The organism is Pseudomonas sp. 2848, assembly GCF_003253945.1.
Classification (GTDB): Bacteria; Pseudomonadota; Gammaproteobacteria; order Pseudomonadales; family Pseudomonadaceae; genus Aquipseudomonas.
The window spans coordinates 409967-431594 of sequence record NZ_QKZD01000003.1 but is presented as its reverse complement, the minus strand read 5'-3'; the positions used below and the strand labels follow the sequence as shown (position 1 = coordinate 431594).

General features: G+C 62.9%; 17 protein-coding genes. 13 read left to right on the top strand and 4 right to left on the bottom strand.

The features are described from left to right. Positions 1–48: 48 nt before the first annotated feature. Together argF and DFS21_RS09070 are read left to right on the top strand one after the other, a co-directional pair. Entirely contained in the window at positions 49–969 is a 921-nt protein-coding gene (argF, locus tag DFS21_RS09075) for an ornithine carbamoyltransferase (RefSeq protein ID WP_046854449.1), read from the top strand. After that, a complete protein-coding gene (locus DFS21_RS09070) occupies positions 966–2075 on the top strand; it encodes an ABC transporter ATP-binding protein (RefSeq protein WP_110701965.1) in 1110 nt (369 codons plus the stop codon). The genes argF and DFS21_RS09070 overlap by 4 nt, the downstream gene beginning before the upstream one ends. Before the next feature lie 79 nt (positions 2076–2154). Here the strand turns inward: DFS21_RS09070 and DFS21_RS09065 are convergent, their stop codons facing one another. Beyond that, positions 2155–2934 (bottom strand): PhzF family phenazine biosynthesis protein, encoded by a 780-nt coding sequence (locus DFS21_RS09065; protein ID WP_111532159.1) that lies wholly within the window; start codon positions 2932–2934, stop codon positions 2155–2157. Positions 2935–3033: 99 nt separating this feature from the next. Next, positions 3034–3504 (bottom strand): Cys-tRNA(Pro) deacylase, encoded by a 471-nt coding sequence (gene ybaK / locus DFS21_RS09060; RefSeq protein ID WP_110701961.1) that lies wholly within the window; start codon positions 3502–3504, stop codon positions 3034–3036. 305 nt (positions 3505–3809) lie between these two features. Between ybaK and DFS21_RS09055 the strand changes: the two genes are divergently transcribed. From DFS21_RS09055 to glpD, 4 genes are all read left to right on the top strand, one after another. After that, the gene (locus DFS21_RS09055; protein ID WP_110701959.1) at positions 3810–4661 is read left to right on the top strand and encodes an MIP/aquaporin family protein; all 852 of its coding nucleotides are present in this window, start codon (positions 3810–3812) and stop codon (positions 4659–4661) included. 79 nt (positions 4662–4740) lie between these two features. Further along, the gene (glpK, locus tag DFS21_RS09050; protein WP_110701957.1) at positions 4741–6240 is read left to right on the top strand and encodes a glycerol kinase GlpK; all 1500 of its coding nucleotides are present in this window, start codon (positions 4741–4743) and stop codon (positions 6238–6240) included. A 148-nt stretch (positions 6241–6388) separates the two neighbouring features. Beyond that, positions 6389–7144 carry a DNA-binding transcriptional repressor GlpR gene (gene glpR, locus DFS21_RS09045; RefSeq protein WP_023629017.1) on the top strand — a complete coding sequence of 252 codons (756 nt, stop codon included), beginning with the start codon at positions 6389–6391 and terminating at the stop codon, positions 7142–7144. 236 nt (positions 7145–7380) lie between these two features. Beyond that, the gene (gene glpD / locus DFS21_RS09040) at positions 7381–8919 is read left to right on the top strand and encodes a glycerol-3-phosphate dehydrogenase (protein WP_111532158.1); all 1539 of its coding nucleotides are present in this window, start codon (positions 7381–7383) and stop codon (positions 8917–8919) included. 27 nt (positions 8920–8946) lie between these two features. On the opposite strand, the gene DFS21_RS09035 is transcribed toward glpD, so the two are convergent. Continuing rightward, positions 8947–13272 (bottom strand): NEL-type E3 ubiquitin ligase domain-containing protein, encoded by a 4326-nt coding sequence (locus tag DFS21_RS09035; protein ID WP_111532157.1) that lies wholly within the window; start codon positions 13270–13272, stop codon positions 8947–8949. 328 nt (positions 13273–13600) lie between these two features. On the opposite strand from DFS21_RS09035, the gene DFS21_RS09030 reads away from it, so the two are divergent. The 7 genes from DFS21_RS09030 (at position 13601) to DFS21_RS09000 (ending at position 20476) form a co-directional block, all read left to right on the top strand. Continuing rightward, a complete protein-coding gene (locus tag DFS21_RS09030; protein WP_110701951.1) occupies positions 13601–14518 on the top strand; it encodes a glutamate/aspartate ABC transporter substrate-binding protein in 918 nt (305 codons plus the stop codon). 147 nt (positions 14519–14665) lie between these two features. Further along, positions 14666–15412, top strand: coding sequence for an amino acid ABC transporter permease (locus DFS21_RS09025; protein ID WP_110701949.1), 747 nt, complete (start codon positions 14666–14668; stop codon positions 15410–15412). Then, entirely contained in the window at positions 15413–16084 is a 672-nt protein-coding gene (locus DFS21_RS09020) for an amino acid ABC transporter permease (protein ID WP_023629013.1), read from the top strand. Beyond that, positions 16081–16815, top strand: a complete 735-nt coding sequence (locus tag DFS21_RS09015; RefSeq protein WP_038706667.1) for an amino acid ABC transporter ATP-binding protein — start codon at positions 16081–16083, stop codon at positions 16813–16815. Before DFS21_RS09020 ends, DFS21_RS09015 begins: the two co-directional genes overlap by 4 nt. A gap of 68 nt (positions 16816–16883) precedes the next feature. Then, the gene (locus DFS21_RS09010) at positions 16884–18788 is read left to right on the top strand and encodes an ATP-binding protein (protein WP_110701947.1); all 1905 of its coding nucleotides are present in this window, start codon (positions 16884–16886) and stop codon (positions 18786–18788) included. Beyond that, positions 18785–20113: a sigma-54 dependent transcriptional regulator gene (locus tag DFS21_RS09005; RefSeq protein WP_110701945.1), complete on the top strand. Its 1329-nt coding sequence runs from the start codon at positions 18785–18787 to the stop codon at positions 20111–20113. Before DFS21_RS09010 ends, DFS21_RS09005 begins: the two co-directional genes overlap by 4 nt. A 27-nt stretch (positions 20114–20140) precedes the next feature. Next, positions 20141–20476: a GlpM family protein gene (locus DFS21_RS09000; RefSeq protein WP_111532156.1), complete on the top strand. Its 336-nt coding sequence runs from the start codon at positions 20141–20143 to the stop codon at positions 20474–20476. Positions 20477–20493: 17 nt separating this feature from the next. On the opposite strand, the gene DFS21_RS08995 is transcribed toward DFS21_RS09000, so the two are convergent. Continuing rightward, on the bottom strand, positions 20494–21486 hold the full coding sequence (locus tag DFS21_RS08995; RefSeq protein WP_110701941.1) for an alpha/beta fold hydrolase: 993 nt from the start codon (positions 21484–21486) through the stop codon (positions 20494–20496). Positions 21487–21628 lie beyond the last annotated feature (142 nt).

The following is a 21628-nucleotide window of genomic DNA, read 5'->3' as shown; positions in this document are numbered from 1 at the left end:
AAACCCATACGGTCGACCTGCAAAACGTTGCAGATAAGGTAGTCAATCATGAGCGCTAGGCACTTTCTCTCCCTGCTGGATTTCACCGCTGACGAATTGCTCGGCGTGATCCGTCGCGGCATCGAGCTGAAGGACCTGCGTAAACGAGGCGTGCTGTTCGAGCCGCTGAAGAACCGCGTCCTGGGGATGATCTTCGAGAAGTCCTCGACCCGTACACGGGTATCGTTCGAAGCAGGCATGATCCAGCTTGGCGGCCAGGCGATCTTCCTGTCGCCGCGCGACACCCAGCTTGGCCGCGGCGAGCCGATCGCCGACAGCGCCATCGTGCTGTCGAGCATGGTCGACGCGGTGATGATCCGTACCCACGCCCACAGCACCCTCACCGAATTCGCCGCCAATTCGAAGGTGCCGGTCATCAATGGCCTGTCCGACGAATCGCACCCCTGCCAGTTACTAGCCGACATGCAGACCTTCTTCGAACACCGTGGCGCGATCCAGGGCAAGACCGTGGCCTGGGTCGGCGACGGCTTCAACATGTGCAACTCCTATATCGAAGCTGCCGTGCAGTTCGATTTCCAATTGCGCATCACTTGCCCTGAAGGCTACGAGCCCGATCCGCGCTTCCTGCAGCTGGGTGGCGACCGCGTGCAGATCATCCGTGATCCGAAGGAAGCCGTGCGCGGCGCCCACCTGGTAACCACGGATGTCTGGACTTCCATGGGCCAGGAAGAGGAAACTGCACGGCGCCTGGCGCATTTCGCGCCTTACCAGGTCACCCGCGAACTGCTCGACCTGGCGGCACCCGACGCCCTGTTCATGCATTGCCTGCCCGCCCACCGTGGCGAGGAGATCAGCCAGGACCTGCTCGACGACCCCCGTTCGGTCGCCTGGGACGAAGCTGAGAACCGCCTGCATGCGCAGAAGGCCCTTCTGGAATTCCTTGTAGAACCGGCTTACCACCACGCATGAGTCAACAGCTACTGCTCAACCTGCGCAACCTGGCCTGCGGCTATGGCGACCAGCGCATCGTCCAGAACCTCAACCTGCACCTCAACGCGGGCGACATCGGTTGTCTGCTAGGGTCCTCCGGTTGCGGCAAGACCACCACGCTGCGCGCCATCGCCGGGTTCGAGCCGGTGCACGAAGGCGAGATCCAGCTGGGCGGCGAGGTCATCTCCCGCGCCGGGTTCACCCTGGCGCCGGAGAAACGCCGGATCGGCATGGTGTTCCAGGACTACGCGCTGTTCCCCCACCTGACCGTCGCGCAGAACATCGCCTTCGGCATCGGCAAGCACCCGCGCCAGGCCATGGTGATCGAGGAGATGCTCGAACTGGTCAAGCTGGCTGGCCTCGGCGGGCGTTACCCGCACGAGTTGTCGGGCGGCCAGCAGCAACGCGTGGCCCTGGCCCGGGCGCTTGCACCGGAGCCACAGCTGCTGTTGCTCGACGAGCCGTTCTCCAACCTCGACGTGGAGCTGCGCCGACGCTTGAGCCACGAGGTCCGCGACATCCTCAAGAGCCGCGGCACCAGCGCCATCCTGGTCACCCACGACCAGGAAGAAGCCTTTGCCGTCAGCGATCACGTGGGGGTGTTCAAGGAGGGGCGCCTGGAGCAGTGGGACACGCCCTACAACCTCTACCACGAGCCGCAAACGCCGTTCGTCGCCAGCTTCATCGGCCAGGGTTACTTCATTCGCGGCCAGATGAGCAGCCACGAAGCAGTAGCCACCGAACTCGGTGAGCTACGGGGCAACCGGGCCTATACCATGGCACCCGGAAGCTCGGTGGACGTGCTCTTGCGCCCCGACGACATCATCCATGCCCCCGACAGCACGCTACGGGCACAGGTCATCGGCAAAAGCTTCCTCGGCGCTTCGACCTTGTATCGCCTGCAGCTTCCCACCGGCAGCCAGCTCGAGGCGATCTTCCCCAGCCACAACGACCACTTGCTCGGCCAGGACGTCGGCATCGCTGTCGCCGCCGATCATCTCGTGCTGTTCCCGGTGCCCGGTAGCGTTGCCGCGCAGCTACCGCGCCAGGAGAACGGCGTGCGTCGCATCGGCTCGGCGCTCTGAGGTTCGACAGCAGCGCGGGGCAAGTCCGCTTCCACATCCTGTAAACAGGCGTGGGGCGGGCTCGCCCGATCACTTTGAATCAGACCATCAAAGTACCAGAGGCCACCAAGCGGGCCTGTCCACCGATCTTCACCCGCTCCCCCTCCAAGCGACAGAACAGCTCGCCACCACGTGCGGACCGCTGGTACGCGTGCAACTGTGACTTGCCAAGGCGTGCCGCCCAGTAAGGGATAAGCGAGCAGTGAACAGAACCTGTGACCGGATCCTCGGGGATTCCGATACTCGGTGCAAAATAGCGCGACACGAAATCGTGCTCTTCACCCGGCGCCGTTACGATCACGCCCAAACCCGGCAGTCTCGCCAACGCCACCATGTCTGGCGTGCAGGTACGCACGGCTTGCTCCGAAGCCAGTACCACCAGCAACTCCTTGGCTTGGTAAATCTCCTGCACCTCGCACCCCAACGCCTCGGCCACAGCCACCGGCTCAGTCAAGCGCTGCGCATTGATTCGCGGAAAATCGAGCCACAGGTGGCGCCCTTCACGCGTCACGCTCAATGGCCCGGACAGGCTTTGAAAGTCCAGACGGGGCTTCTGCTCGCCATAAACCTCGAACAGCACATGGGCACTGGCGAGGGTGGCATGACCGCACAGCGGCACTTCGGTAGCGGGGGTGAACCAGCGAATCCGGTAGCCCTCTCCTTCAGCGACCACGAACGCAGTTTCGGCGAGGTTGTGCTCGGCGGCGATCTGCTGCATCAGCGCATCGTCGAGCCACTGCTCCAGGTGGTAGACCATGGCCGGATTGCCGGCAAAGGGCCGGTCACTGAACGCATCGCCCTGATGAAAATGCAGCTGCATGCCACGACTCCTGTGTAGGGCGGAAAAGGCCTCGAGCATGGAGCAAGGCGCCTGGACCGAACAGTGACAGAGTCGTGGAATTTGAATCAGTACAGATGATCAGCCGCGACCGATCTCAGCGAACTGTGCCTGGGTATGGGCAGCGAGAACTACTGCGGCGAGTTCCACTTCCAATCCGCGGCGGCCAGCGCTCACATGAATCGTTTCATGTTGTTGCGCGGATTGGTCGATGAAAGTGCGCAGGCGCTTCTTCTGTCCCAGCGGGCTGATCCCACCAACCAGGTAGCCCGTGGCGCGCTGGGCAGCCTGCGGGTCGGCCATTTCGCATTTCTTCACGCCGGCCGCGTGCGCCAGCGCCTTCAGATCGAGCGTCCCGCCCACCGGCACCACCGCCACCAGCAGCTCACCTTTTTCGCTGCTGGCGAGCAGCGTCTTGAACACGCGCAATGGGTCAAGGCCGAGCTTTTCCGCAGCCTCCAGACCGTACGATGCGGATTTCGGATCATGTTCGTAGCTGTGCACGCGGTGCTCGGCACGCGCCTTTTTCAGTAGGTCCAGGGCGGGGGTCATCAACGGCTCCAGGCGATCACAAGTCGCCCGGTACTTTAGGGTAAATCCGCCGGGGCAGCCAGCGCAGGACCCAGCCTAGAGCAGCGGCCGTGGATTCACCACGCGTCATGGCAGTCAGAATGTGGCCGCGCGTTCATTTTCGACCTTTGACATCAGCGTTTCTTGTCTATATTTTTTCGTTTATGAATAAATGGTGCACCTATACGGTGCGCTTCCTGTACCCGCCCGGCGTCAATGGGGATCGACTCCGGGCTTTTTGCTGTCGAGCGCCCAGCGCCTCACAACAACAAGAACCGAGGTCATACATGACGACTGCTCTACGACAACCCACGCTATCCGCTCAGTGCCTGGCCGAATTTCTCGGAACTGCCCTGCTCATCTTCTTCGGTACCGGCTGTGTCGCCGCGCTCAAGGTCGCCGGTGCCAGCTTCGGCCTGTGGGAAATAAGCATCATCTGGGGGGTCGGGGTGAGCATGGCGATCTACCTCACCGCCGGTGTGTCCGGCGCGCACCTGAACCCGGCAGTCAGCATCGCGCTGGCCGTATTCGCCGGCTTCGACAAGCGCAAGCTGCCGTTCTACATGCTCGCCCAGGTGTGCGGTGCATTCTGCGGCGCCGCGTTGGTGTACTTCCTGTACAGCAACCTGTTCTTCGATTTCGAACAAAGCCACGCCATGCTGCGTGGCAGCCAGGCCAGCCTCGAGCTGGCCTCGGTGTTCTCCACCTACCCGCATCCAGCGCTGTCCACCGGGCAGGCCTTCCTGGTCGAAGTGATCATTACCGCCATCCTGATGGCGGTGATCATGGCCCTGACCGACGACAACAATGGCCTGCCCCGCGGCGCCACCGCGCCCCTGCTGATCGGCCTGCTGATCGCCGTGATCGGTAGCGCGATGGGCCCGCTGACCGGCTTTGCGATGAACCCGGCGCGCGATTTCGGGCCTAAACTGATGACCTTCCTGGCCGGCTGGGGTGAAATTTCCCTCACCGGCGGGCGCGATATTCCGTATTTCCTGGTGCCGGTGTTTGCGCCGATCCTCGGTGCCAGCCTGGGCGCGGCCCTGTACCGCGGGCTGATCGCCCGCAACTTGCCGACGACACAAGCCGTGACCCAGCAGACAGACGATAATCCTCAGGGCGACACCCAGGTTTCCTGATGCCAGCGCCGGGCCCGGACCGCAAGGCCGGCGCCCGCCACGCCCTGACCTACTCCCATATTCGTGCAAGGCCACCGACATGACCGATACCCTGGACAAGAACTACATCATCGCCCTGGACCAGGGCACCACCAGTTCGCGCGCCATCATCTTCGATCGCGACGCCAACGTGGTGGGCACCTCGCAGCGTGAGTTCGCCCAGCACTACCCACAGGCGGGCTGGGTCGAGCACGACCCGATGGAAATCTTCGCCACCCAGAGCGCGACCATGGTCGAGGCCCTGGCCCAGGCCGGCATCAGCCACGCCCAGGTCGCAGCCATCGGCATCACCAACCAGCGCGAAACCACCGTTGTCTGGGACAAGGAAACCGGGCGCCCGGTGTACAACGCCATCGTCTGGCAATGCCGGCGCAGCACCGAGATCTGCGCCCAGCTCAAGCGCGACGGCCATGAGCAGTACATCCGCGAGGCAACCGGCCTGGTCACCGACCCGTACTTCTCCGGCACCAAGCTCAAGTGGATCCTCGATAACGTCGAGGGCGTGCGCGAGCGCGCCGAGCGTGGCGAGCTGCTTTTCGGCACCATCGATACCTGGCTGATCTGGAAATTCTCCGGCGGCAAGGTGCATGTCACCGACTACACCAACGCCTCGCGCACGCTGATGTTCAACATCCACAGCCTGCAATGGGACGAAAAGCTCCTCGATATCCTCGGCATCCCAAGCCAGATGCTGCCCCAGGTTCGTCCGTCGTCCGAAGTCTACGGCCATACCAAGAGCGGCATCGCCATTGCCGGTATCGCCGGCGACCAGCAATCGGCGCTGTTCGGCCAGATGTGCGTGGAACCCGGCCAGGCCAAGAACACCTACGGTACCGGGTGCTTCCTGCTGATGAACACTGGCGACAAGGCGGTGCAATCGTCCCACGGCCTGCTCACCACCATCGCCTGCGGCCCGCGTGGCGAAGTGGCCTACGCCCTTGAGGGCGCGGTCTTCAACGGTGGTTCCACCGTGCAGTGGCTGCGCGACGAACTGAAGATCGTCAACGATGCCTACGATACCGAGTACTTTGCCAGCAAGGTCAAGGACAGCAACGGCGTTTACCTGGTGCCAGCCTTCACTGGTCTGGGTGCGCCCTACTGGGACCCATACGCCCGCGGCGCGCTGTTCGGCCTGACCCGTGGCGTCAAGGTCGACCACATCATCCGTGCCGCCCTTGAGTCGATCGCCTACCAGACCCGCGACGTGCTCGACGCCATGCAGCAGGACTGCGGCCAGCGCCTGTCCGAACTGCGCGTGGACGGTGGCGCGGTGGCCAACAACTTCCTCATGCAGTTCCAGGCCGACATTCTCGGCACCTGCGTCGAGCGTCCGAAAATGCGCGAAACCACAGCGCTGGGCGCGGCCTACCTGGCGGGCCTGGCCTGCGGTTTCTGGAGCGGCCTGGACGAGCTGCGCGACAAGGCGATCATCGAGCGCGAGTTCAGCCCGCAACTGGACGAAACGGCCAAAGAGAAGCTGTACAAGGGCTGGCGCAAGGCTGTCGATCGCACCCGCGACTGGGAAGATCACGACGACTGATCCCACAAGCATCGCGGGGCAAGTCGCAGCGGCGTACCGCCGATGCGACTTGCCCCGCGGTAAGCCTTTACGCATTAACCAGACTGGTCCTACACCACGACCTACGGCATCATTGCAGAATTTGTCCGGCTGCCCCAAAGGACCGCCCATGAATCTGCCTCCACGCCAACAACAAATCCTCGAGCTGGTCCGCGAACGCGGCTATGTCAGCATCGAGGAAATGGCGCAGCTGTTCGTCGTCACCCCACAGACCATCCGCCGCGATATCAACCAGCTCGCCGAAGCCAACCTGTTGCGCCGCTACCATGGTGGTGCCGCCTACGACTCGAGCATCGAAAACACCGCCTACGCCATGCGCGCCGACCAGATGCGCGACGAGAAGCAACGCATCGCCGACGCCGTGGCCCGGCAGATTCCCGATCATGCCTCGCTGTTCATCAACATCGGCACCACCACCGAATCCATCGCCCGCGCCTTGCTCAACCACAATCACCTGAAAGTCATCACCAACAACCTGCACGTGGCGGCGATCCTGGCGGCCAAGGACGACTTCGAGGTGTTGGTGGCCGGCGGCACGGTACGCCGCGACGGTGGCGTGGTCGGCCAGGCGAGCGTCGACTTCATCAACCAGTTCAAGGTAGATTTCGCCGTGGTCGGCATCAGCGGCATTGACGAGGACGGTAGCCTGCTGGACTTCGACTACCAGGAAGTACGGGTATCCCAGGCAATCATCGCCAATGCTCGCCAGGTGCTACTGGCCGCGGACTCTAGCAAGTTCGGCCGTAATGCCATGGTTCGCCTGGGCTCGATCAGCCTGGTCGACTGCCTGGTGACCGACCAGGCGCCTTCCCCGGCCCTGACCCAACTGCTCAACCAGTACAAGATCCGCCTCGACGTGGTTTGAGACCAAGGGCCTCGCCCCGCCCCTTGCGTACCGCTGGGTCGAGTACCGTCCCGGCGGCACTTGATCTCTGCCTTGCAAATCGACACCCTGCCTTTTCGCAAATGTTCATTTCCCTGTCATCCGATCAGTTTTTTCTATGAAGACTGACTGGCAGCCGCCTGTTCATTACGCTACTATTTTCGGAAACGAACATTGATGTTCACATTCGATGTGAACAGCCCCAGGAGGCCTTGCCCGTGTCCCAGCCCGTTTCGTCCCAGCCACCCCTCCAAGACTGCTACGACCTCGCCGTTATCGGCGGTGGCATCAATGGCGTGGGCATTGCTGCCGATGCCGCCGGGCGCGGCCTCAAGGTGTTCCTTTGCGAAAAGGACGACTTGGCCCAGCACACCTCCTCGGCCAGCAGCAAACTGATCCACGGCGGCCTGCGCTATCTGGAGCACTACGAGTTCCGCCTGGTGCGCGAAGCGCTGGCCGAACGCGAAGTGCTGCTGGCCAAGGCACCGCACATCGTCAAACCCATGCGTTTTGTGCTGCCTCATCGCCCGCACCTGCGCCCGGCCTGGATGATCCGCGCCGGTTTGTTCCTTTACGATCACCTCGGCAAGCGCAAGCGCCTGGGCGCTTCGCGCAGCCTGCGCTTCGGCCCTGGCTACCCGCTAAAACCCACCATTACCCGCGGCTTCGAATATGCCGACTGCGCCGTCGATGACGCTCGCCTGGTCGTGCTCAACGCCATGGCCGCGCGCGAACACGGTGCCGACATTCTCACCCGCACCCGCTGCTTGCGGGCCGAACGTGTCGATGGCCTCTGGCAGGTAGACTTGCAACACGCCGATGGCAGCCTGCAGACCATTCGTGCGCGCGCCCTGGTCAACGCCGCCGGCCCATGGGTCGCCAGCTTCATCAAGGACGACCTCAAGCTCGACGCGCCGTACGGCATTCGCCTGATCCAGGGCAGCCACCTCATCGTGCCGCGCCTGTACGAAGGCGACCACGCCTACATCCTGCAGAACGAAGACCAACGTATCGTCTTCTGCATCCCTTACCTGGACCGTTTTACCCTGATCGGCACCACCGATCGCGAGTACAGCGGCGACCCGGCCAAGGTAGCGATCACCGAGCAGGAAACCCACTACCTGCTGAAGGTCGTCAACGAGCACTTCAACCATCAACTGAGCCAAGCCGACATCCTGCATACCTACTCCGGGGTGCGGCCGTTGTGCAACGATGAGTCGGACAACCCGTCGGCAGTGACTCGCGACTACACGCTCGCCCTCTCCGCCCAAACAGGTCAGGCACCGCTCCTGTCAGTGTTCGGCGGCAAGCTCACCACCTACCGCAAGCTGGCCGAATCGGCCATGGCTGAACTCAAGCCCTTCTTTACCCAGATGCGCGGCAGCTGGACTGCCGACGCGCCACTGCCAGGCGCTGAAGGGATGACAACGGTGCAGGCGCTGATCGATGCCGTACTGGCACGTTGCGGTTGGTTGCCTGCCGACATCGCCAAACGCTGGGTGCTCACCTACGGCAGCCGTGTATGGCGGCTGCTCGATGGCATTGATGGGCCCGAAGGGTTAGGACAGGCTATCGGGGCCGGGCTGTTCACCCGCGAGGTAGACTACCTGCTGAAGGAAGAGTGGGCTGAGCAAGCCGCTGACATCCTCTGGCGTCGTACCAAGCTGGGCCTGTCGCTGACCGCGCAGGAACAGATGGCTTTGGAGGCGTATCTGCAGCAAGCCCGCAAGCTGCGTGCCAATAGCCGCGCAGCCTGACAGTGACCGTGATGCCCTCTTGATGGTTCAAGAGGGCGTCCCCGGCCAACGCTCGTGGGCTTCGCGCGCCAAACGCACCAGCAACGCCCGCTCGCTGCGTTCGTAATCAGTCCTCAGGGCTTCACAGCGTTGTAGAAACTCGCTTTCGTTGATCACTTGCTCATCGACCTGAGCCTGCAACGTCTCCATACGCCGGTGCAGCGGCTGCACCAGCTCTTCAAATCGCTGCGCATGAAACTCCCGCGCGTACTGCTCCCAAAACGGTCGCAGGGCCAACGATTGAATCAGGGCATCGACCGATTCATTGCTAAGCACCATGTCCTGCGCGCGCAGCAGATCACTAGTGGTGATGTTCGCAAAACCGGGGTAATGCATTTCGTCGATCTCGATCGGCAGGCCCAGAGGATGCACAAGCCGCTGCCGGTAGAACAGCCTGACCTCGATTTCATCGACATGTGGAGCGTGCTCGGCATGCATGCGTTGCACGTGCAGCGCAGCCAGGCGGTCGACCTCGTCGAGCCTGGACAGACCACGGCCCAACCCCAGCAAGCGGGCTTCGATCCGGTGACCATGGGCATCTTCAACAGCGCGCTGCACCAGCACGCCGAGCTCCATCTGCTCCAGTAGCAGGAGAAGCCGGTCTTCACAGCTGCGAGGGCCAGATGCCTCGAGAAAGATCTGCTGGCGCAACTGCTCATGCTGTTCGCAGGATTCCAGTATGCGCCAGATACGGCTGCGGTAAAGCCCGGAGTGCTGCTCGAAGTCCTCGGTGTGAGCGAAGTCTGCCAGGAAGCGAAACAGTCCTTGCGATTGTGGTTCTTCAAGCAGTGCTGTCCAGGTCGCCTGCTGGCGGTCACGCTCGGCGGAATCTGCGGCACTGCTGGCCCAACTGTTGAACAAATTGCTGTCAACCGCACGATGCCGTGCGGACGCTGCCCCCCATTGCCCCGGGCTCAGCCCGCGGGCTTCATCGAGCAGTGCTTCGTCAGCTTCGTTCAGCGGGTTGTCGTGCATGGACATCCGTTGCACCTGAAGGCGCAGCTGTTGCACCTCTCGACGTAGTGCGCGAATGTTGTTGTTGCGCAAGTCCACAAAGGCACGAAACGAAACCCGCTCAGGTAACGCCTCCAGGCCGGCAGAGCGCAGGTTGACCTCCCGCAAATTGCCCAGACGGGTCAATACCGGTGCCCTCCCCAGCGGGTTTTGGCTGAGGTCGAGACGTCGCAGTGCGCTTGTCCCGGCAAGCCGCAGTTCCCCGCCTTCGTCCATCACCACCCTGTTGCGCCGCAGATTCAAATACCGCAGCTGGGGCATCTGCTCAATGCCCTCGGGGATTGCTGCCAGGCGATTACCGGAAAGGTCGAGCTCCACCAGGTTTGGAAAACGCCTGAGAAAATCCCCTTCGATTTCAGTCAGGCCCATGTCAGTCAGGATCAGACGCCGGACATGGTGAAAGCTTACCCCCTGCGGTAAATCGGGCAGGCTACCGACTCGCTCGCCGTCGATAATCAGCGCGTAGTCGCCGCGCTCATCGGTAATCTTTCGACGCCAACTGCGCCGTATCGCCGCGGCGACCCGGCGCCGGCGCAGCGCATCCAGCGGATTACTGGTGTCCCTGCGCCACTGGCGCAACCCTCGACGCAGGCTCGACAACTGGTCCCTCAGCTGGCCGTAATGTTCCCAGAGCCCTTCCCGCCGCTCCGTGAGGTCGAACAGATAGGTTTGTAGTTCTTCGTCCGTCAATGTCGGAAAAACCTGGTGAATACCACGCGCCATCGCGCGTCGGCTGCTCTGGCCTCGGCCACTCAAGGGGTAACCGATACGCCCGTCACCCAACCGGGTCGGCGGCCGCAGGCCGGCGCCCAGGCGCGCCATGCCGCACAGCTCGGCCGCCTGACGGCGATCATTGGCGGCTGCTTCGATCAGCAGCGTGCCCAAGCCGTCAGGGCTGACACCGGCATCGCCAAGATCAGCTGTTTGCGTCTCGTCAAGCGCAGCCAGCACTGCCGCCAGATAGGAGCCAGAAGTGGAATGCCCCGCATAGCGGTAGCCGTCGCTGCGGCGCACGATACACCGTACGTCCGGGGCATCCTCTGGGCCAATACCGGCCAGATGCCGGCCGCTCTGGCTGCCTTCGCGCACTTCGATTCGCAGAGCGTCCGGCCAGGTTACCTGACGCTTCAACAAGCCCAGGGCCAAGCGTTCAGTATCGGGATTGACGCACCGCGGCAGGCGCAAACCGGCGCACGCCCGGTCCAGGCGGCTTTCGCGCAGTGACCATCGGGCGCGCTCGGCCACTGCCAGCGGAATGCGCTGTGCGTCGCTGAGCGTATCGAGTTGGGCCCCGCTGCATTGCTGCAGGACCTCACGCGTGCAGCGAATCGACAGGCCCGGGAATGTTCGCTGCAGTATTCGCTCACTGCCCTTGGGCCGCACCTGCCGCGCGGCAACGTGCTGGGCCAGTCGCGGCGCGCTGAAGTCCGGATGTTGCTCATGCGCCTGATGAAGCTCCAGGGCATCGAGCAAGCGTGCGGGTGCGCTCATGTGTTCCACATGCAAACGGCGAATCTGTGCTTCAGTGAACCCGGTCACCTGAAGCAGATAGTCGCAGGTTGCCTCCGGCAGCTCTGCCAGTGGTGCACTCAGGCGACGGACCAGACTGGCCCGTCCTGCCCAATGCTGGGGAGCTTCCAGTTCGTGGCGCCAGCCGCCGCCACCGTTCTCTTCGACAACCGGCCGGTAGGCACTCCTGCGACCCGGGTGCATGATTCTCGAGCGGCCGTCCTGAGGATCGTCCACAACCCGATAACGCCCCTCGTCGACATGCCAGAGCCACTCCTGTGCGCCTACACGACGTACAGGCTGGGCATCGTAACCCGGCAGGTCTGTGGCCATGAGTTTGACCTTGCCTGCGGAGGTGTACACCGGAGCCAGGTCATCCACGAAAGCCAAGCGTTCAACGGCATGTATGGCAAGTTTGCTGCCGCCAGCGATCAGCACGCCGGCTACCACGTTCTCGGCAACGTTGAATAGGTGGTTCAAGGCCCCTTCGCGATCACCCATGCGCCAGTCTTCATACCCTTCGTAGACTTCGCCTGCAATCTGTACCGCGTTTGCCACCACCAGCACGGCACCGAGCGCCGGCACGAAGAAACCGGCCACATTCAGCAGATTCAAACCCAGCTCCCTGTAGCCCTGCATGCGCGCCTCCCGGTCCTCGTCGTCTTCGACATCGGTGGGCACGGCGAGTACCTTGGCGTCATCCATGATCTTGGCGAGGTATTGCCTGCGCAGGTGTTCAAACGGCATGCCGGAGACTGGGACAGAACGGGCATCGAGCTCCACTGCGCCTGCGCGCGCCTCTGAAACCCGCTCGTTCAATACCCGATAGAAATTGATGCGCTCACGCTCGCTGACAAAGCGTGCAAAAAAACGTCGATACGCCGGGTCACGGAAACGCTCGCCAAGATGCCGGTTCAGCGCAGCCCAACTGGCATGACGGGAAACAGGTACATGAGGGTCGTCAGGTATCCAGAGAACCACGGACTCCACTGCCTCATCGGCCGAAGGGCGCACTTCCAGCGCCAGCACCCCTTGCACCGAGCGACCCAACAGGTACAACTGACGAGGCAACAGCGTGCCTACCAGCGCCGGAACCACCGGCTTTTCGGTCACCTGTGGCAACAGCAAGAAATAAGTGCGCTCGTCAATATCGCCTTTGAACGCAGCGATCCGCATAGCCACTTCGAAATTGGCCCTGAAATTGGCTTCGAACAGCTCGTGCAAACGGGAGGTCGCCTGGCCCGGCTCATCCTCCGGACCATCTTCAGGCTGTAGATGGCGCGCCAATAACGCCTGGTACTTGCCACCTACGTCAATCTCGCGACACGCGGAGGCAAACGCATGAAAGCTTATCGGCAGGCGAGTGCCCTTGCAGTCGACCAGGTCTCCCTTGAGCCGCAGCCCAGGACGTGTTTCCGCCCGGTGGTAGTTATGCAACGCCGCCTCCAGCAATGACCGCTTGGAACGACGAACGTAGGTGGGATGCGGCAGCGCCGGGGATACGGTAGGCACCACCAGCCGCTGCGAGACGCGCACCTTGCTGCCAGTCACGTCCGGGTTGCTGATACCGCTCGCGCGCAGTTTCGGTTTGAGCAGGTCTTTTGCAAAGGTATGCAAGGAGGGAATTGCTTTCAGGATCGGATCAAGCCGGGCCTGGCACAGGACCTGGCGGCGCAGGGCATGGCGAAGGGCATCGAGCCTTTCCGGTTGCGTGTGGTCCACCAGCCATCCAGGCAGGCGTTGGGCGATAAGGGTATCAATGGAATCGCTCGGGGGCTGATCAGTTGGCATGGGCGGGCCTCGGCTGGCAAAGCGCATAGCACACCCAGTCAGCGCCCCTGCCGTGCATTGCATAGTTATCGCTTCGGCCTGCATGTCAGCGCCTTGCGTTCGGATAGCCGAACGCAAAGCCGCGGATCGTTCGGCAGGTCGAACACCTGCGGATTCTTCCAACAGTCAAACTCACGCAATGACAAGTCGTTAAGGTCGACAGCATGGCTTGGCACGAGTCATGCTCTACACTTGGAAGCCGAATGCACACCGCTTCATGCTGTATTCGTTGAACGAAAGAGTCCGCCAACGGCTCCATAAAAAAAACAAACACGTCGAGGAAAATTTGATGCGTATCGTTCGTCAATTGCTGGGCGCCGCCATCGCGGCTGCAGTCATCGCATCGCCGGTCATGGCTGAAGAGCTGACCGGTACTCTGAAGAAGATCAAGGATTCGGGCACCATCACCCTGGGCCACCGCGACTCCTCCATTCCGTTTTCCTACCTGGCAGGCAAGCCGGAGCCTGTGGGCTACTCCCACGACATCCAGCTGGCCGTCGTCGAAGCCCTGAAAAAGCAACTGGGCACCGACATCAAGGTCAAGTACAACCTGGTCACCTCGCAAACCCGCATCCCGCTGGTGCAGAACGGCACCGTGGACCTTGAGTGCGGCTCCACCACCAACAACGTCGAGCGCCAGCAGCAGGTCGGCTTCTCGGTGGGGATCTTCGAAGTCGGCACCCGCCTGCTGACCAAGGTCAAGGATGGTCAACCGTCCTATAAAGACTTCCCGGACCTGGCCGGCAAGAACGTGGTGACCACCGCCGGGACCACCTCCGAGCGCATCCTCAAGGCGATGAACGCCGACAAGCAGATGAAGATGAACGTGATCTCCGCCAAGGACCACGGCGAAGCCTTCAACATGCTCGAAGGCGGCCGCGCCGTGGCCTTCATGATGGACGACGCCCTGCTGGCCGGTGAAATGGCCAAGGCCAAAAAGCCTGGCGACTGGGTCATCACCGGCACGCCACAGTCGTACGAAATCTACGGCTGCATGGTGCGCAAGGAGGATGCTGCGTTCAAGAAAGCGGTCGACGAAGCCATCGTTGCCTACTTCAAGTCGGGTGAAGTCAACAAGAGCTACGACAAGTGGTTCCAGCAGCCAATTCCGCCAAAGGGCCTGAACCTGCAGTTCCCGATGAGCGACGAGCTGAAGAAGCTGATCGCCGAGCCGACCGACAAGGCAGCGGACGAGAAGAAGTCCTGATCTCCGGCAAATAGTGGCCTGAAGCGCATCCGCGCGAATCCATCCAACAGGCCACTTAGTTAGTGTCTAACCTTTACATCCGAGGGCGTCGAACGCCCCCGGATGTATCGAGGTGCCCGTGAAACAACCGTCTGAGGGGAAATCCCGATGAATTACAACTGGGACTGGGGCGTGTTCTTCAAGTCCACCGGCGTGGGCAGCGAAACCTATCTGGACTGGTACATCACCGGCCTGGGCTGGACCATCACCATCGCCATCACCGCCTGGATCATCGCCTTGCTGCTGGGCTCGCTGCTCGGCGTGATGCGTACCGTACCCAATCGTCTGGTGTCAGGGATCGCCACCGCCTACGTCGAGCTGTTCCGCAATGTGCCGCTGCTGGTGCAGCTGTTCATCTGGTACTTCCTGGTGCCGGACCTGCTGCCCGAAGGCTTGCAGGAGTGGTTCAAGCAGGACCTCAACCCGACCACCTCGGCGCTGATCAGCGTGGTCATCTGCCTGGGCCTGTTCACCGCCGCCCGTGTCTGCGAGCAGGTGCGTACCGGCATCCAGGCGCTGCCCCGCGGCCAGGAGTCGGCCGGGCGCGCGATGGGCTTCAGCCTGCCGCAGATCTACATGAACGTGCTGCTGCCCCAGGCCTACCGGATCATCATTCCGCCGCTCACTTCGGAATTCCTGAACGTGTTCAAGAACTCCTCGGTGGCCTCGCTGATCGGCCTGATGGAGCTGCTGGCGCAGACCAAGCAGACCGCCGAGTTTTCCGCCAACCTGTTCGAGGCGTTCACCCTGGCTACGCTGATCTACTTCACCCTGAACATGGGCCTGATGCTGCTCATGCGCATGGTCGAGAAGAAAGTCGCCGTGCCTGGCCTGATTTCCGTGGGGGGCAAGTAAATGGAAATGGATTTCAGCGAAATCATCCCCGCGCTGCCCGCTCTGTGGGACGGCATGCTGCTGACCCTGCAGCTGATGGTCATGGGCGTGGTTGGCGGTATCGCCCTGGGTACCGTCCTGGCCCTGATGCGGCTGTCGTCGAGCAAGCTGCTGGCCAACGTCGCCGGCGCCTACGTCAACTACTTCCGCTCCATCCCGCTGCTGCTGGTGATCACCTGGTTCTACCTGGCGGTGCCTTTCGTGCTGCGCTGGATTACCGGTGAAGACACCCCCGTGGGCGCGTTCACCTCTTGCGTGGTGGCGTTCATGATGTTCGAGGCGGCGTACTTCTGCGAAATCGTGCGTGCCGGCGTGCAGTCGATCTCCAAGGGCCAGATGGGCGCCGCGCAAGCGCTGGGCATGAGCTACGGCCAGTGCATGCGCCTGATCATCCTGCCCCAGGCGTTTCGCAAGATGACCCCGCTGCTGCTGCAACAGAGCATCATCCTGTTCCAGGACACCTCGCTGGTCTACACCGTCGGCCTGATCGACTTCCTCAACTCGGCCCGCGCCAACGGCGACATCATCGGGCGCTCCCACGAGTTCCTGATCTTCGCCGGTGTCGTCTACTTCCTCATCAGCTTCTCCGCTTCCTGGCTGGTCAAGCGCCTGCAAAAAAGGATCGCCGTATGATTTCCATCAAGAACGTCAACAAGTGGTACGGGGACTTCCAGGTACTGACCGACTGCAGCACCGAGGTCAAGAAGGGTGAAGTGGTGGTTGTGTGCGGCCCGTCCGGCTCGGGCAAGTCGACCCTGATCAAGTGCGTCAACGCACTGGAACCGTTCCAGAAGGGCGACATCGTGGTCGACGGCACCTCCATCGCAGACCCGAAGACCAACCTGCCCAAGCTGCGTTCGCGGGTGGGCATGGTGTTCCAGCACTTCGAGCTGTTCCCGCACCTGTCGATCACCGAGAACCTGACCATCGCCCAGCGCAAGGTGCTCGGTCGTAGTGAGGCGGAAGCCACCAAGAAGGGCCTTGCCCTGCTCGACCGCGTCGGCCTCGGCGCCCACGCCAAGAAACACCCCGGCCAGCTGTCCGGCGGCCAGCAGCAGCGCGTGGCGATCGCCCGCGCCCTGTCGATGGACCCGATCGTCATGCTGTTCGACGAACCGACCTCGGCACTGGACCCGGAAATGGTCAACGAAGTGCTGGACGTGATGGTCGAACTGGCCCACGAAGGCATGACCATGATGTGCGTGACCCACGAGATGGGCTTCGCCCGCAAGGTCGCCAACCGGGTGATCTTCATGGACAAGGGCAACATTATCGAGGATTGCCAGAAGGAAGACTTTTTCGGCAATCCCGAAGGCCGACACGAGCGTACCCAGCACTTCCTCAGCAAGATCCTGCAACACTAAGTCGGCCACAGTGACGCTGCCCGGCCACCTGCCGGGCAGCGGAAGCTGGTCGTGACAAGGCCACTGTGATGAAATGCGACCCTTCGCTCCTTCGCCCCGCCCAGCCCACCGTGAAAACCCGCCTGATTCGCCAATTGCTCGTCCCCCCCCTGGTCATCCTGTTAATGGTCGGTTTAGGGATGGCTGGCTTCCTGATCAGCGAAAGCAACGGTATCCGCACGCTCAGTGAGAACGGCGAGCGCCAGCTGGAGCTGCATGCGCGCACCGTCGAAAGCGAAATAAGCAAGTACACCTACCTGCCCAGCCTGCTCGAGCTGGAAGACAGTGTCTCGCGCCTGCTCACCGACCCCGACGCCGGTGACCGCCAGGCCGTCAACGAATACCTCGAAGGTCTGAACCGGCGCAGTCGCAGCCGGGCGATCTTCGTCCTCGATACCAATGGCCGGGTCCAGGCTACCAGCAACTGGCGCGACGCCGACTCCTTCCTCGGCGAGGACCTGGCGTTCCGCGCCTACTTCCAGGTCGCCGTGCGCGGCGAACCCGGGCGGTTCTACGGTATCGGCAGCACCACCGGCGAGGCCGGCTACTACCTGGCCCACGGCCTGGAAGAACACGGCAAGATCATCGGCGTGGCCGTGATCAAGGTGCGCCTCGACACCCTCGAGGAGCGCTGGCAGCGTGCCCGCCTGGAGGCTTTTGTCAGCGACGAGAACGGCATCATCATCCTTTCCAGCGACCCGTCCCGGCGCTTGAAATCGGTGCGCCCGCTTAACCCACAGATCAAGGAGCGCCTGGCGCGCAGCCTGCAGTACTACTGGTGGCCGCTCAACGAGCTGCAGCCGCTGGCCCGGGAAACCCTCGCCGATGGCGTGGAGAAGCTGACCTTTCCGGCCAACAGCGAGACCGAGCACGGCAAGCAGCGCGACGTCTCCTACCTGGCCCAGACCCGCCGCCTGGCCGACACGCCCTGGCACTTCACCCTGCTCACCCCCCTGCAGGACCTGCGCCGCGAGTCGATGGTGCAGGGCATCCTGGTCGGGGTGGCCTTCGCCCTGCTGGCGATCCTGGCCATCGCCTGGAATGAGCGACGCAAGGTGATCGCCACCCGCCTGGCGGCCCGCGAGGCACTGGAAGAGGCCAACAGCCAGCTGGAGCGCAAGATCACCGAGCGCACTGCCGACCTGCGCGCCAGCAACGAACGCCTCAAGGGCCAGATCCGTGAGCGCCGCCATGCCGAACAGACCTTGCGCCACGCCCAGGACGAACTGGTCCAGGCCGGCAAGCTGGCGGCCATCGGCCAGATGTCCACCAGCATCGCCCACGAACTCAACCAGCCGCTGGCGGCGTTGCGCACCCTGTCCGGCAATACGGTACGCTTCCTCGAACGCGGCGCGCTGGAAACCGCCAGCGCCAACCTGCGCACCATGAACGACCTGATCGATCGCATGGGCCGCATCACCGCGAGCCTGCGCTCGTTCGCCCGACGCGGCGACGACAGCGGCCAGGCCTCGCTGGAGAAGGCTGTGGAAGCCACGTTGCAAGTGCTGGCCAACCGTATCAGTGCCTGCCACCTGCAACTGCACCGGCAGTTCGACGACCCGCTGCTGGCCATCGACCAGACCCGACTGGAACAGATCCTGGTCAACCTGATCGGCAACGCGCTCGACGCCATGGCCACCCAGCCCGTGCCGCAACTGTGGCTGGAAGGCGAAGTCCAGGGCGACAAGTACCGCCTGCGGGTGCTCGACAACGGCCACGGTATCGACGCCGAGGCGCGCAAGCACCTGTTCGAACCCTTCTTCACCACCAAACCCGGCGAGCATGGCCTGGGCCTGGGCCTGACCTTGTCGGCAAGCCTTGCCACCGCGGCCAAGGGTACACTGAGCGTCGAACACCCCAGCGGTGGCGGCACTGCTTTCGTCCTTGCCCTGCCCCTGGTCACGCCCCCTAGCGAATTGGCTGAGCCTCTATGAATCAAGCACCTCTCACCGTCCTGATCGTCGAAGACGACCCGCACGTGCTGCTCGGCTGCCAGCAGGCGCTGGCCTTGGAAGATATCGCCTGTGAAGGCGTCGGCAGCGCCGAGCAGGCCCTCGAGCGCATCGGCGACGACTTCGCCGGCATCGTCGTCAGCGATATCCGCCTGCCGGGCATCGATGGCCTGGAGCTGCTAAACCGCCTCAAGGCCCGCGACCGCAGCCTGCCGGTGGTGCTGATCACAGGCCACGGCGATATCGACATGGCAGTCGGCGCCATGCGCAACGGCGCCTACGATTTCATGGAAAAGCCCTTCTCGCCGGAGCGCCTGGTCGATGTGGTGCGCCGCGCCCTGGAGCAACGCGGGTTGTCCCGCGAGGTGTTCGCGCTGCGCCGCCAGCTGGCCGAACAGAGCAGCCTGGAAGGCCGCATCATCGGCCGCTCGCCGGCCATGGAACATCTGCGCGAGCTGATCGCCAACGTCGGCGATACCTCGGCCAACGTGCTGATCGAAGGTGAAACCGGCACCGGCAAGGAGCTGGTCGCCCGCTGCCTGCACGATTTCAGCCGACGCCAGGGCCAACCCTTCGTGGCGTTGAACTGCGGTGGCCTGCCGGAGAACCTGTTCGAAAGCGAGATCTTCGGCCACGAAGCCAACGCCTTCACCGGCGCGGGCAAGCGCCGCATCGGCAAGATCGAGCACGCCAACGGCGGCACGCTGTTCCTCGACGAGGTCGAGAGCATGCCGATCAACCTGCAGATCAAGCTGCTGCGCGTGCTGCAGGAGCGCACCCTGGAGCGCCTGGGCTCGAACCAGAGCATCCCGGTGGACTGCCGGGTGATCGCCGCAACCAAGGCCGACCTCGCCACCCTGGGCCAGAGCGGCCAGTTCCGCAGCGACCTGTACTACCGCCTTAACGTGGTCACCCTCGAGCTGCCACCGCTGCGCGAGCGTCGCGAAGACATCCTGCAGCTGTTCGAACACTTCCTGCAGCAGTCGGCATTGCGCTTCGACCGCGAGGCGCCGACGCTCGACAGCCAGACCCTGTCGCAGCTCATGGCCCATGACTGGCCAGGCAACGTGCGCGAGTTGCGCAACGTCGCCGAGCGCCATGCCCTGGGCCTGCCCGCGTTCAAGAAGGGCACCAGTGCTGGCGCCAGCCAGGGGCTTGGCTTCGCCGAAGCGGTAGAGGCATTCGAGCGCAACCTGCTCAGCGATGCTCTGCAACGCACAGGCGGCAACCTCAGCCAGGCCAGCCAGGAGCTGGGCATGGCCAAGACCACGCTGTTCGACAAAGTGAAGAAATACGGCCTCGGCTGACCTGCAACCCGAACCTGGAAAGACAACTTGGACTTGGTATTCAAAGCGGGCCTTGGCGCCGGCGTGGTGGTGCTCCTGGCGATTCTGTCGAAAACCCGCAACTACTACATCGCCGGGCTGGTGCCGCTGTTCCCCACCTTCGCCCTGATTGCCCACTACATCGTCGGCAAGGGCCGCTCACTGGAGGACCTGAAGACCACCATCCTGTTCGGGATGTGGTCGATCATTCCCTATTTCGTGTACCTGGCCACCTTGTACCTGCTGGTCGAGCGCATGCGCCTGGAGACCTCGCTGCCCCTGGCCACGGTGGCCTGGCTGGTGGCGGCCACCGTGCTGGTGACCCTGTGGGTGCGGATGCACTGAAGCCATCGTGATTCGCTCTAAAGCCCGGCGATATGCGTATCCTGCCGGTTCGACTGCAGGTAAGGCAGTACCGCCCCCAGCAGCGGCGCCTTGAACGGCTCCTGGAACCGGTGCGCCAGCCCCGGAATCAGCCGCAACTGGCTACCCTGGATGTGCGCCGCCAGATGCACCCCATGCATCACCGGCAACAACGGGTCGGCCGTTCCATGCACCACCAACGTCGGCACCCGCAGTTGGTTGAGCAACTCGACCCTGCTGGGTTCGGCGAGGATCGCCATGATCTGGCGTTTCACACCCTCCGGATTGAACGCCCGGTCATAGGACAAGGCGGCCTGCTCGATCAGGGCAGCGCGGTCATCATGGACCTCGGGGCTGCCTAACGCCGCCAGCAAGTCGGCTTGCTGCTCGATGGCCACCTCACGACTCGGTGCACTGCGCCGCGCCAGCAGTTGCACCAGTGCCGGGGCCGGGGCAGGCAGACCGACGGCGCCTGAACTGGACATCACCAGTGTCAGGCTGCGTACCCGCTGCGGCGCCATCGCGGCTATATGCTGGGCGATCATGCCGCCCATGCTCACCCCCAGCACGTGAAACTGGCGAACCTCGAGCGCATCCATGAGGCGTACGCCATCATTGGCCATGTCCGTCAGGCTGTAGGGTGCCGAAACCGGCAACCCCAGCTTGTAGCGCAGCAGTTCGAGGGTCAGGTTCGCCGAAGCCGGCATTTGGTTCCAGCGCGACAGGCCGACATCGCGGTTGTCGTAGCGGATCACCCGAAAGCCCTGGCGACACAAGGCCTCGACCACATCATCCGGCCAGTGGATCAATTGCCCGCCCAGGCCCATCACCAACAAGAGCACAGGATCACGGGGCGCACCGACACTCTGGTAGACCAGGCTCAACTCACCCAGCTCGGCCCGTTGCACAGGCACATGGACGTCACAGCGGCTCTCGGCAAAGCTCGCCGGCACGCTGACCATTAAAAAGAAGAAAAATAAAAACGCCCGCATGAAAGAAACACCAGAATGCAGATCCCCAATTGAGCACGAGTCTGATGAATCTCCTGCCAGCGCGCTGCCACAAAACAGTGACAGTTTGATGAATCTTGCCGAATGGCCGGATTCGATAATTAACTACGACCCAGCAATCGCC

Coding starts and splice junctions, on each gene's coding strand:
- argF (WP_046854449.1), top strand. CDS start 49: ATGAGCGCTAGGCACTTTCTCTCCCTGCTGGATTTCACCGCTGACGAA.
- DFS21_RS09070 (WP_110701965.1), top strand. CDS start 966: ATGAGTCAACAGCTACTGCTCAACCTGCGCAACCTGGCCTGCGGCTAT.
- DFS21_RS09065 (WP_111532159.1), bottom strand. CDS start 2,934: ATGCAGCTGCATTTTCATCAGGGCGATGCGTTCAGTGACCGGCCCTTT.
- ybaK (WP_110701961.1), bottom strand. CDS start 3,504: ATGACCCCCGCCCTGGACCTACTGAAAAAGGCGCGTGCCGAGCACCGC.
- DFS21_RS09055 (WP_110701959.1), top strand. CDS start 3,810: ATGACGACTGCTCTACGACAACCCACGCTATCCGCTCAGTGCCTGGCC.
- glpK (WP_110701957.1), top strand. CDS start 4,741: ATGACCGATACCCTGGACAAGAACTACATCATCGCCCTGGACCAGGGC.
- glpR (WP_023629017.1), top strand. CDS start 6,389: ATGAATCTGCCTCCACGCCAACAACAAATCCTCGAGCTGGTCCGCGAA.
- DFS21_RS09035 (WP_111532157.1), bottom strand. CDS start 13,272: ATGCCAACTGATCAGCCCCCGAGCGATTCCATTGATACCCTTATCGCC.
- DFS21_RS09030 (WP_110701951.1), top strand. CDS start 13,601: ATGCGTATCGTTCGTCAATTGCTGGGCGCCGCCATCGCGGCTGCAGTC.
- DFS21_RS09025 (WP_110701949.1), top strand. CDS start 14,666: ATGAATTACAACTGGGACTGGGGCGTGTTCTTCAAGTCCACCGGCGTG.
- DFS21_RS09020 (WP_023629013.1), top strand. CDS start 15,413: ATGGAAATGGATTTCAGCGAAATCATCCCCGCGCTGCCCGCTCTGTGG.
- DFS21_RS09015 (WP_038706667.1), top strand. CDS start 16,081: ATGATTTCCATCAAGAACGTCAACAAGTGGTACGGGGACTTCCAGGTA.
- DFS21_RS09010 (WP_110701947.1), top strand. CDS start 16,884: ATGAAATGCGACCCTTCGCTCCTTCGCCCCGCCCAGCCCACCGTGAAA.
- DFS21_RS09005 (WP_110701945.1), top strand. CDS start 18,785: ATGAATCAAGCACCTCTCACCGTCCTGATCGTCGAAGACGACCCGCAC.
- DFS21_RS08995 (WP_110701941.1), bottom strand. CDS start 21,486: ATGCGGGCGTTTTTATTTTTCTTCTTTTTAATGGTCAGCGTGCCGGCG.